The organism is Candidatus Aminicenantes bacterium, from assembly GCA_011049425.1.
Classification (GTDB): Bacteria; Acidobacteriota; Aminicenantia; order UBA2199; family UBA2199; genus UBA876.
Genome location: DSBM01000123.1, coordinates 1 through 12,030, shown reverse-complemented (window position 1 = coordinate 12,030; position 12,030 = coordinate 1). Strand labels below are relative to the sequence as shown.

The following is a 12,030-nucleotide window of genomic DNA, read 5'->3' as shown; positions in this document are numbered from 1 at the left end:
CAAAATGGAAGAGAACCCAACTTTTTAACTCTTCAACTTTATTACTAACGGGCTTGCTGGAAAAACTCTTCCACCTCGTCGAGTTCCACGTTCTGGTAGTAGGAATAACCCGTGCCGGCTGGAATCAAGCGGCCCATGGTGACATTTTCCTTGATCCCCCGCAGATGATCTTCCTTGCCGGCGATGGCCGCTTCGGTCAACACCCGGGTGGTCTCCTGGAACGCTGCGGCGGAAAGGAAGCTGTCGTATGCCAGGGCGGCCCGGGAAATGGGCAGCAAAGCTGGTTTCGCCTTGGCGGGGATTCCGCCTTCAGCTTCCACCTTGGCGTTTTCGCGGTCAAAATTCCACTTTTCCACGATTTGTTCAGGAATAAAAATGGTGTCGCCCACGGTTTCGATACGGCGCCACTTGATCATCTGGCGGACAATGATTTCGATGTGCTTGTCGTTGATCTCGACTCCCTGGAGGCGGTAGACATCCTGGATCTCTTTGAGCAGGTATTCAGCCAGTTTCTGTTCACCCAGGACCTCGAGGATATCCGCGGGATTTAAAGGGCCGTCCATCAGGGGCGTTCCGGCGGTGATCTTGTCGCCGTCTCCCACCGTGATGTAGGCGCCTCGGGGAATGGTATGCTCGTCCGGTTTCACATTGCTGTCAAAGGGGCGGATAATGATCTTGCGCGCCCCTTTAATGACCTTGCCGAATTCCACGATGCCGTCGATCTGGGCCATCTTGGCCGGATTCTTGGGCTTGCGCGCTTCGAAAAGTTCCGTCACCCGCGGCAGGCCGCCGGTGATGTCCTTGGTTTTGGCGAAATCGGAGGGAATCTTTGCCAGGGTGTCGCCGGCGGTCACCTCGTCTCCGTCCTTTACCGATATGTGGGCGTTGACCGGCAGATAGAAACGACGCTTGATGCGGTGGGACTTCTTGTCGCGCACCACGATCTGGGGCTGGAGCTCATCCCTCAGCCGTTCATTCTTGATGTCAATAATGATGGTGGTGATTTTGCCCGTGGTTTCATCGCGATCCTGAACATAGGAAACATTCTCTTCAAGGTCCTTGAACTCCACAATTCCTTCTTCGTTGGTGAGAATGGCGTTGACAAAGGGATCCCACTGCATCAGCAAGTCTCCCTTGGCCACTTTCCGGCTGTCCGCAACCATGACTCTGGAGCCGTAGATGACGGGATACATGGCCCGTTCCCTGCCCTTGGCGTCCACCAACTGGAGCGCACCGATGCGGTTCATGGCGATCATCTCGCCTTCCTTGTCTTTGACCACCATCAGGTCCTTGAAACGCACCACGCCCTCATGTCCTGAATGGAGCTTGGTCTGGCCCTCCGCGCCGGAAGCCACGCCGCCGATGTGGAAGGTGCGCATGGTCAACTGAGTTCCCGGCTCACCAATGGACTGGGCGGCTACGATACCCGCGGCTTCACCCAGCTCGATCAGATTACCGGTGGAAAGGTTGCGACCGTAGCACTTGCGACAGATCCCGGCCTCGGTTTCGCAGGTCAGACCCGAGCGGATCTTGACACGCAGGATACCGGCCTCAACAATCTGGCGGGCCTTTATCTCGTCGACCTCTTCACCGGCAGCCACAATGACACGTTCGGGATCATCGGGATCGTTTACATCCTGTTGGGCGATGCGCCCCAGGATGCGTTCAAGCAAGGGCTCGATCACCTTGCCGTTCTCGATAATAGCGGACACTTCCAGCCCGGCCAGGGTCCCGCAATCCTCTTCCTTGACAACCACTTCAATGGCCGCGTCCACCAGCTTGCGGGTCAGGTAACCGGCTTCAGCCGTTTTCAAAGCGGTGTCCGCCAACCCCTTGCGGGCGCCGTGAGTCGAGATAAAATACTGCAGCACGGGCAACCCTTCCTTGAAGTTGGCGGTAATGGGCGTTTCCAGGATTTCTCCGGAAGGCTTTGCCATCAGGCCGCGCATTCCCGCCAGTTGTTTTAACTGATCCTTGCTGCCCCGCGCCCCGGAATCCGACATCATAAAGATGGGGTTGATACTGTCTCCCTCATAACTCATGCGCTTCATGTTGGCAAACATGATTTCGCGGATCGCGTCCGTGGCTTTGCTCCACTTGTCGATGATGTTGTTGTGACGTTCGCCGGCGGTCATCAGGCCGGAGGAATACATCTTCTCGATCCTTTCCAATTCTTTTTCCGTGCGCTGGATAATGGCCTGCTTTTCGTCCGGCACCACCAGGTCGGAAATGCTGATGGTGAATCCCGCTCGCGTGGCGTACTCAAAGCCCGCCTCTTTGAGGCGGTCAAGGGTCTGCACCGTGGCATCAAAACCCATGTTCTGGTAGATATAATGGACCAGGTTGCTAATGCCTTTCTTTTTCAGCAACCCGTTGATGTAGGGAATGCCTTCGGGCAACAGGTCGTTTAAAATGACACGCCCTGGAGTCGTAACCAGAAGCTGGTTGTCCTTGCGATCAATGGTGGTCATCGGGCAATTGGCGATGTCCTGGGTGTCCAGCATATATGAATCCAGGTTCTTGAGTTCGCCGAAATAGCGCAGGCGGATCATGGCGTTGATATCCACCAGTTTGTGCTCCAGTGCATGCAACACATCTTTGCGCGAGGCGAAAATCATGTGCTCACCTTTCAGGTTGCGCTTGCTGAACGTCATGTAGTAGAAACCAAGCACCATATCCTGGGTGGGAACGGCCAGGGGTTTGCCGTTGGCGGGAGACAGGATGTTATTGGTGGCCAGCATCAGCAGTTGCGATTCCGCCTGGGCCTCCAGAGAGAGGGGGACATGCACGGCCATCTGGTCCCCGTCGAAATCGGCGTTGAAAGCCGGACAAACCAGGGGATGCAGTGTAATGGCGTTTCCCTCCACCAGGCGTGGACGGAATGATTGCACACCCAGGCGATGCAGCGTGGGGGCGCGGTTCAGCATAACCGTATGCTCGCGGATTACTTCAGCCAGGGCGTCCCAGATCTCGTCACGGTTCTCTTCCACCCAGGAGCGCGCCACACGCAAAGTGGTGACCATGCCTTTCTTTTCCAACTTGTTGTAGATAAAAGGTTTAAACAACTCCAAAGCCATCTTTTTGGGCAGGCCGCATTCGTCGAGATGCAGCTTGGGGTCCACCACGATCACGGAGCGGCCGGAATAGTCCACGCGCTTGCCCAGCAGGTTCTGGCGAAAACGTCCCTGCTTGCCTTTCAAGCTGTCCGAAAGGGACTTCAACGGCCTTTTCTGTGAACTCATGTAACTTTTGTTGCGTTTCTGGTTGTCGAACAAGGCGTCCACTGCTTCCTGGAGCATGCGCTTTTCGTTCTTGATAATCAATTCCGGGGCCTTGAGGTCCAGCAATCGTTTCAAGCGGTTGTTGCGGTTGATCACGCGCCGATAGAGGTCGTTCAGATCGGAACTGGCGAAACGCCCGCCATCCAAACGCACCAGCGGGCGCAGGTCCGGCGGTAGTACGGGAATGACATTCATCACCATCCATTCGGGACGATTGAGAGAAAGAAAGAAATCCTCCATGATCTTCAGGCGCCGGGCGAGATTTTTTTTCTTCTGGATGGAGCGCTCCACTTTCAGGCGCGACTTGAGTTCAATGACCTCTTTCTCCAGATCGATGCGGCGCAGCAACTCATGGATGGCATCTGCCCCCATATCGGCCGTAAAAGCGGATTCACCGTACTTGTCCACCAGATCATGATATTCGTCTTCACTGAGTATTTGCTTGAATTTCAAGTCCGGTACATCGCCGGGATCAATTACAATGTAGTTCTCGAAATAGATGATGTGCTCCAGTTCCCTGGCGCTGATTTCAAGGATAACACCGATACGCGAAGGAATCCCTTTAAAGAACCAGATATGGGCCACCCTGGAGTTTAGTTCAATATGCCCCATGCGTTCACGGCGAACCGAAGAGAAAGTGACTTCAACGCCACATTTCTCGCATACGATGCCCTTGTACTTTAATCCTTTGTACTTGCCGCAAAGGCAGCGGAAATCCTGGGTGGGTCCAAAGATCTTGGCGCAGAACAGGCCGTCGCGTTCCGGTTTAAAGGTCCGGTAGTTGATGGTCTCCGGCTTGGTGACCTCACCCGACGACCAGCCGCGGATGATTTCCGGTGAGGACAGACTGATGCGGATCCTGGAGTAATCCATTATGTTGACTTCGCTGCGTTCGTTTTTCATTCGATGCATGGGGACTCCCTATAAAAGCGGCGTTTCCGCCGTTATGCGAGAGCGGCGAAAATCGCCGCCGCGCCGCGCAATTAATTGACCGTACACCCTGTACTTCATCAGGGAATGTTGTCAATGTTCTGCCGCAATCGAGATTCTTCGCTGCGGCCTTCCTTTTTGATTAATTCCACGTTCAAGGCCAGGCTCTTGAGCTCCTTGATCAACACGTTGAAAGACTCCGGAAGGCCGGGCTTGAACTCCATATTGCCCTTCACGATGGCGGAGTAGATCTCGTTGCGTCCACTGATGTTGTCCGACTTAATGGTCAGGATCTCTTGCAGGACATGGGCGGCTCCGTATGCCTCGAAGGCCCACACTTCCATTTCACCTACCCGCTGTCCGCCGAATTGGGCCTTTCCGCCCAGGGGTTGCTGCGTGATCAGCGAATAGGGGCCCGTGGATCGCGCGTGGATTTTATCGTCCACCATGTGTTCCAGTTTCATGATGTACATGTAACCAACGGTAACCTTGTTGGTAAAAGGCTCTCCGGAAAGGCCATCGTACAACACCACTTTGCCGTCCTCAGGCAGGCCGGCTTCACGCATGTACGCCTTGACATCTCTCTCGGTTCCGGAGGTAAAAACGGGGGTTTCGAAATGCAGGTTTAAGACCTTGCCCGCCCAACCCAGCAGCAGTTCATAGATCTGGCCCACGTTCATACGTGACGGAACGCCCAGGGGATTGAGGATGATGTCCAGGGGGGTACCGTCTTCCAGAAAAGGCATATCCTCTTCGGGCAGGATGCGCGAAACCACGCCTTTGTTGCCGTGACGCCCCGCCATCTTGTCTCCGCTTGAAATGCGGCGGTTCACGGCAATCAACACTTTGATAATCTTGATGATGCCGGGGGAGAACTCGTCTCCTTTGCACATCTGGTCGATCTTTTCATTCAGTTCTTTCTCTAAAGCGTTGATATGGAGTTGAGACTTGGATTCGATCTCTTCAATCAGTTTTACCCGTTCCGGTTCCAGGTGTTCAGACAATAGGCGGACGGTTTCACTGCTGATTCCGTTCAGGTGTTCCGCCTTGAGCACGGCGTTCTTTTTCAGCTTGGTGCCGTTCAGGGTGAACGGGTGAATGACCTTGGCACCCTCCAACCGGTTTCTCAACTTGTTGTTGCGCTCCTCTAAAAGGATCTGGCGCTCGTCACTGAAATTGCGGCGCAATTTGGCGGTCTGTTCACTGTCGATTTCATTGGCCCGCGTATCCTTGTCCAGGCCACGACGGGTAAAGATCTTTACATCGATGACCGTGCCTTCGACTCCCGGAGGACAATACAACGAGGTGTCCTTGATTTCCGAGGCCTGTTCGCCGAAAATCGCCCTTAACAACTTTTCTTCCGGGGAAAGCTGGGTTTCCCCTTTGGGCGAGACCTTACCGACCAGGATTTCTCCGGGACGGATCTTGGCCCCGATACGCACGACTCCAGACTCATCCAGATGCCGCAATACGTTTTCGGCAACGCCGGGAATATCCCGCGTGATTTCTTCCTTGCCGAGTTTGGTCTCACGGGCTTCAACCGTTTCTTCCACAATGTAGATGGAGTTGAATACCGAGTCCTTGACCAGCCTCTCACTGAGCAGAATGGCGTCTTCGTAATTGTACCCCCGCCAGGGCAAAAAGGCGGCCAGGATGTTGCGCCCGAGCGCCATTTCTCCCCGTTCGGAAGCGGGCCCATCCGCCAGGATCTGCCCGGCTTCCACGCGGTCACCCACCTTGACCAGGGGCCTCTGGTTGATGAGGGTGTTCTGGTTGGAACGACGGTACTTTTTCAATTCGTAAAGATCGGCGCTGATATCGGAAAAATCGAGTTGCGCTTCCCGGCTTTCGTCGGTCTTGATGATAATGCGTTCCGCGTCGGCGTTCATTACCACTCCGGAACGTTTGCATACCACGTCCACGCCGGAATCCTTGATCAACTTGTGTTCCATGCCCGTGCCCACTATGGGCGCCTTGGGATTGACCAGGGGAACGGCCTGGCGTTGCATGTTGGATCCCATCAGCGCGCGGTTGGCGTCATCGTGTTCCAGAAAGGGGATCAGGGCGGCTGAGACCGAGACAACCTGGTTGGGCGAGATATCCATATAGTCGATCTCTTCGGGAGGTACGAAAATGGGTTCACTGCCCCGGCGTGAGGCCACGCGCTTGGCGGTAAACCGTCCCTTCTCGTCAATGACGGCATTGGCCTGGGCAATGGTAAATCCTTCTTCCTCCCAGGCAGTGAGGAAAAAGGGATGATAATGGAACAGGGGCGCTTCCTTCCCCGCTTTCTGCAGGGATTTCAGCTTGTTTTCCAAATCCTCTTCTTTGACCAGCTCGCCGCGGGTCCATTTGGAGTCACCGGGATAATCGATGCCATAGTAATTCACCACATGACCGTTTTCCGCCCTGCGGTAAGGAGCTTCGATAAATCCGTAGTCGTTGATGCGGGCATAAGTAGTCAGCGAGGAAATCAAGCCGATATTGGGTCCTTCCGGGGTTTCAATGGGGCAGATGCGGCCGTAATGAGAAGGGTGAACGTCTCGAACCTCGAATCCGGCGCGCTCACGGTTCAGCCCGCCGGGACCCAGCGCGGATATGCGCCGCTTGTGAGTGGTTTCAGCCAGGGCATTGGTCTGGTCCATGAACTGAGACAACTGGGAAGTGCCGAAAAACTCCTTGATGGCCGCGAATACCGGCTTGGTATTGAGCAGTTCCCGCGGCAGCATGATGGAGATATCCTGGGCATTGGTGATGCGTTCTCGAATGATCTTCTCCAGGCGCATGAGTCCGATGCGGAAAGCGTTCTCCACCAATTCGCCGACGGCACGGATGCGGCGGTTGGAGAGGTGGTCGATATCGTCCACTTTCATGCGGCCGGAACGATCGTACTTCAGGCGCAGATAATAGCGGATGATCTCCACCATATCCTCTACCGTGAGTACGTACACTTCCTCGTTGTGATCGGGCTTCATGCCCAACTTGATGTTGAGTTTCAAACGGCCCACGGAACTGAGATCATAGCGCCTGGGATCCCGCATCATGTTTTCGAAAAACTTCTTGGACCCTTCCAGGGTGACGGGTTCGCCCGGGCGGAGTTTCTTGAAGATCTCGATAAACGCGTCTCCCTGGTTCTTGGCCACCTTGTCTTCGCTCTCGGCTTCGCTCTGGATCACCACTTTTTCGGTGATCTCCACATCCTTCTTTTTTTTGTCTTTGCGCAGGGTGAGGGCGATCATGGGGCCCAGCGGTTCTTCTTCACTGTCTGGGAAAAACAGGTTGAACTCCGTGTTCATGCCCCGCAGTTTGCGAACCTGAGTACTGGTGATGGGCTCGTTCAAGCGCAACGCGCCTTCAATATCACAGGCCGCATAGGGATCGGCCAGCAATTCCAGGTCAACCGGAACGTACTCCACATCGTGCTTCTCCAGCTCCTTGATGTTCTTGATCATGAGCTTGGCGCCCTGGGGAAGAATCTCTTTCCCCTTGGAATCCTTTACCGGCGCGGTCACTTTCGTGTCCTTGAGCATACGGGAGCGCTGCACATAGAAGATGCCGTTTTCCACCCGGGCGGGAATCACGGAATAAAACATCTTGAGCATCTCAAGATCATCCGAGAGCCCCATGGCCTTGAGGAAAGTGGTCACATTGATGCGTTTGGTCTTTTTGTCCAGGCGCACCTGCAGAAGGTTCTGCTTTTCTTCGAACTCAATCCAGGCGCCGCGCGCGGGAATGATCTTGGCCGTGTATTCACCCCTGGACTTGCCGGGAAGAAAATAGACGCCCGGTGAACGTTGCAATTGCGAAACCACGATCCGTTCAGTGCCGTTGATGATAAATGTGCCCCGCTCGGTAATGTAGGGCAACTCACCAAAAAAGATTTCCTGTTCCTTAACGTCCTTGATGGCTTTTTCGCCCTTTTTGTCTTCATCGTAAAGGGCCAGGCGCAACTTGACTTTCAGGGAAATGGAGTAATCAAATCCCTTGTCCAGGCATTCCTCGGGTGAATACTTGATCTTTAGACGTACCCGATCTCCGCATTTTCTGCAGACATGGTTTTCGATCGTGCCGCGACTGGAACATTCGGGGCAAACCGAATCTTTGCCGGGAACGATTCCGGCGCTGACCAGGGTGCCGCAGCGGGCGCATACCGGCTTGGATTCTTCGATTCCCTGGAGTTCTCCACACTTGCAGGACCAATCTCCCAGGGAATATGAAACGAAATCCAGAATGGCCGTCTCCTTGAAATCGTAAATCGGAAAGATCGACTTAAATGCCGCCTGAATTCCGAAGTTCTTTCGTTTCTCCGGAATTTCGTCGATCTGCAGGAAAGTCTGGAAAGATTTCTTCTGAATCTCCAGCAGATCGGGAATCCCGATCGGAGCGACCAGTTTGGATAGATTTACCCGATCAATGTAGTGATTTTTTTTTTGCATACCAACCCTTTCATTTCTGGGGTCCGCATTCGGTGAGAAGAGTCATTTACTTGATCTCGATCTCCGCTCCCACCTCTTCGAACTTCTTTTTGATCTCTTCGGCTTCTTCCTTGGACACACCCTTCTTTACATCCCCGGGAGCCTTGTCCACGACTTCCTTGGCCTCTTTCAAACCCAAATCGGTGACTTCGCGAACCACCTTGATGACGTTGATCTTTTTGGCGCCCACGCTTTTGAGAACCACGTCAAACTCGGTTTTTTCCTCGGCTTCGCCGCCTTCAGCCGCGGCAGCCGGAGCCGCCATTCCGGCAACGGGCATGGCGGCCATCTCGGCCTTGATCCCGTAGCGTTCTTCGAACTCCTTGATGTAGTCCGCCAGCTCGAGAACCGTGAGGTTATCCAGATGCTTGAAGAAATCTTCCTTTTTGATGTCAGCCATTATTCTTCTCCTTGCTTAGCTTTTTTATCTTGCAGATTCTTCAGCAGAATCAACATGTTGGTCAGGGGAGCAGCCAGAGACATGCCCATCTTTTTAAGGGGATGGACAATGGACATGGCCAGTTGGGCCAGGAGCTGGTCCCTGCCGGGCAATTTGGCCAACTGCAGGACTTTTCCCCGATCCATCAATTGGCTTTCCACAAAGGCCGATTTCAGTTGGATCTTTTTGCTCTCCTTTTCGAACTCCACCATCACCTTGGCCACTTCCAGAAAATTATCATCCGCGTAGGCCACGGCCAGGGGGCCGCGAAAAAGATCACGTCCATATTCATTGGCTCCGGTGTCTTCGAAGTGCTTGATGGCCATGCGGTTCTTGAATACCTTGATGCCCGCGTCCAGATTCTTGATCTTGGCACGCAATTCCTGCATCTCCGGTACGCTCAATCCACGGTAATCAAACAAGTACACACCCTTGCGGGCGAAAACTCCGGCCAGTTCCTCAATTCGTTTCTGATTGCGTTCTATCGACTTCGGACTCGTCACGACATCCTCCTGTTTTTCCGCCCACGGGCGCTCAGTTTTCAAAATCCTGGAGTGACAATTTCACTCCGGGACTCATGGTTGTGCTCAAGTACATGGACCGGACATAGCGTCCCTTCAGTGAAGCCGGGCGGGCCTTGAGCACCGCCTGGACAAAACTGCGCACATTATCCGCGATCTGGGCATCATCAAAATCGATCTTTCCGACACTGGAATTGATGATTCCCGTCTTGTCTACCTTAAATTCCACGCGTCCTTTCTTGATCTCCTCTACCGTCTCTTTGAGATTGAAAGTAACCGTGCCGGCTTTGGGACTGGGCATGAGTCCCTTGGGACCGAGCACCTTGCCCAACTTGCCCACATGGCGCATCATGTCCGGGGTGGTGACCACCGTGTCGAAATCGAGCCAGTTTTCCGACTGGATCTTTTCCACCATCTCTTCTCCACCTGCATAATCGGCTCCGGCTTCTTCAGCTTCCTTGATTTTTTCACCCGCGGCGATCACAAGCACCCGCACCTGGCGACCCGTGCCGTGGGGAAGCGCCACCGTGCCCCGCACATTCTGTTCCGGGTATTTGGGATCGACTCCCAGGCGGATCGATATGTCAACGGATTCCACAAAATTCGGCCGCTTGATCTCTTTCAACAGGGCCACAACCTCGTCAAGGCTGTAGTCGCGCTCTTCAATCCGGTTGCGCGCATCGCGATACAACTTGCCATGCTTAGACATTTTTGATCTCCAATCCCATGCTGCGGGCGGATCCCTTGACGATTTTAACGGCCTGCTTTACATCAACGGTATTCAGGTCCTCCATCTTGACCCGGGCGATCTCTTCCACCTGTTTCAAAGTTACCCGGCCGACCTTTTGTTTGTTGGGCTCACCGGATCCCTTTAATACGCCCGCCGCCTTCTTCAGGAGGTAGGATACCGGCGGTGTTTTGAGGTTCATGGTAAAGGTCTTATCCGGATGCACCAGTACTTCAGCGGGGATGATCATGCCGTCTTCCATCTTGGCCGTGGCCTTGTTGAACTGGTTCACGAATTCCATGATGTTCAGGCCATGCTGGCTGAGTGCCGGGCCAACCGGAGGAGCCGGTGTGGCCTTACCCGCGGGCAACTGCAGCTTGAAGCTGGTGACGATCTTTTTTTTCTTTGGACTCGCCATAAAATTGCTCCTATATCTTTTCCACTTGCAGAAAATCGAGATCGACGGGGGTAGGGCGACCGAAAATCGTCACCGTAACTTTCAGGAGGTTCTTATCCTCTTGAACAGCATCCACCACGCCGTTAAAGTTTAAAAAGGGGCCATCAATAATCTTGACCGCGTCCCCGGCTTCAAAATGGTATTTGGGTTTGGGAGTAGCCTGAGTGGTCTCAATATGCTTGAGAATGGTGGCCACCTCTTTCTCGGAGAGGGGTTTGGGTTTCTTTCCCGCACCGACGAAACCCGTTACCTTGGGCGTGTTGCGGATAAAGTACCAGTTTTTGTCATTCATCACCATCTTGACCAGAATGTACCCGGGAAAAGAACGCTTTTCGCTGACAACCTTCTTACCGTCCTTGATCTCAATCACGTTCTCGGTTGGAATCACAATCTCTCCGACCTGGTCATCCATGTCGTACTTGCGGATCTTCTCGTTCAGGGCTTTGACCACGAAGTCTTCAGACCCGGAAAACACGTGAATGATGTACCATTCCTTTTCCATGTTGATCCGCCCGGTTACTGGAAGACTCCAATGATTCTCTGAATAATCTCAGAAAAGACCCAATCCACAAGGAACAGATATAGGCCAAACACGACCGAGGCGATCACCACGGCAATGGTCGTTTTGTACAGATCATTGCGGCTGGGCCAGGTCACTTTTTTCAACTCTCCCTTCACCTCGGTGAGGTAAAGGCCGATCCGCTTGAATATGTTCTCTTTCTTTGCCATTTTACGATTTTAAGCAGGTCAGGAGGGAATCGAACCCCCAGCCCTCGGTTTTGGAGACCGATGCTCTACCAATTGAGCTACTGACCTACCAAGCCAACTTATTTCACCTCGCGGTGCTCGGTATGCTTGCGGTCGAACGGACAGTACTTGCTGAGTTTCAGCTTTTCCGTACTGTTCTGCTTGTTCTTGTAAGTGGAATAGTTCTTGCGGTTGCATTCCGAACACTTGAGGTGCACCTTGATCCGTTTGTCGCTCTTGGCCATGGTTATTCAATAATATCGGTCACGGAGCCGGCGCCGATGGTGCGGCCGCCTTCGCGGATGGCGAACTTCAGGCCCTTCTCCCTGTCAATCGGCGTGATCAGCTCAATTGACAGGTTCGCGTTGTCGCCGGGCATGACCATCTCCACGCCTTCGGGAAGATTAACCGAGCCCGTCACGTCCGTGGTGCGGAAAAAGAACTGCGGACGAT

Annotated in this window: 10 protein-coding genes and 1 tRNA gene; all 11 read right to left on the bottom strand. The window is 53.7% G+C overall.

Translation table 11 applies throughout. The features are described 5' to 3' along the window. Nucleotides 1-44: 44 nt before the first annotated feature. Nucleotides 45-4,184: a DNA-directed RNA polymerase subunit beta' gene (gene rpoC / locus ENN40_08395; protein HDP95361.1), complete on the bottom strand. Its 4,140-nt coding sequence runs from the start codon at nucleotides 4,182-4,184 to the stop codon at nucleotides 45-47. Between the two features lie 107 nt (nucleotides 4,185-4,291). After that, nucleotides 4,292-8,647: a DNA-directed RNA polymerase subunit beta gene (gene rpoB, locus ENN40_08390; protein ID HDP95360.1), complete on the bottom strand. Its 4,356-nt coding sequence runs from the start codon at nucleotides 8,645-8,647 to the stop codon at nucleotides 4,292-4,294. A gap of 46 nt (nucleotides 8,648-8,693) precedes the next feature. Continuing rightward, nucleotides 8,694-9,086, bottom strand: a complete 393-nt coding sequence (locus ENN40_08385) for a 50S ribosomal protein L7/L12 (protein ID HDP95359.1) — start codon at nucleotides 9,084-9,086, stop codon at nucleotides 8,694-8,696. Next, entirely contained in the window at nucleotides 9,086-9,673 is a 588-nt protein-coding gene (locus ENN40_08380; protein ID HDP95358.1) for a 50S ribosomal protein L10, read from the bottom strand. The genes ENN40_08385 and ENN40_08380 overlap by 1 nt, the downstream gene beginning before the upstream one ends. Beyond that, the gene (locus tag ENN40_08375) at nucleotides 9,660-10,355 is read right to left on the bottom strand and encodes a 50S ribosomal protein L1 (GenBank protein ID HDP95357.1); all 696 of its coding nucleotides are present in this window, start codon (nucleotides 10,353-10,355) and stop codon (nucleotides 9,660-9,662) included. Before ENN40_08375 ends, ENN40_08380 begins: the two co-directional genes overlap by 14 nt. Beyond that, a complete protein-coding gene (gene rplK / locus ENN40_08370; protein ID HDP95356.1) occupies nucleotides 10,348-10,791 on the bottom strand; it encodes a 50S ribosomal protein L11 in 444 nt (147 codons plus the stop codon). Before rplK ends, ENN40_08375 begins: the two co-directional genes overlap by 8 nt. 10 nt (nucleotides 10,792-10,801) lie before the next feature. After that, nucleotides 10,802-11,332: a transcription termination/antitermination factor NusG gene (nusG, locus tag ENN40_08365; GenBank protein ID HDP95355.1), complete on the bottom strand. Its 531-nt coding sequence runs from the start codon at nucleotides 11,330-11,332 to the stop codon at nucleotides 10,802-10,804. A gap of 14 nt (nucleotides 11,333-11,346) precedes the next feature. After that, complete coding sequence (gene secE, locus ENN40_08360; protein ID HDP95354.1) at nucleotides 11,347-11,559, bottom strand: preprotein translocase subunit SecE; 213 nt, start codon at nucleotides 11,557-11,559, stop codon at nucleotides 11,347-11,349. 14 nt (nucleotides 11,560-11,573) lie between these two features. Further along, a tRNA-Trp gene (locus ENN40_08355) sits at nucleotides 11,574-11,646 on the bottom strand. An 11-nt stretch (nucleotides 11,647-11,657) separates the two neighbouring features. Then, a complete protein-coding gene (gene rpmG / locus ENN40_08350) occupies nucleotides 11,658-11,822 on the bottom strand; it encodes a 50S ribosomal protein L33 (GenBank protein ID HDP95353.1) in 165 nt (54 codons plus the stop codon). A 2-nt stretch (nucleotides 11,823-11,824) separates the two neighbouring features. Further along, on the bottom strand, nucleotides 11,825-12,030 hold a 206-nt coding region (gene tuf, locus ENN40_08345), incomplete at its 5' end, for an elongation factor Tu (protein ID HDP95352.1).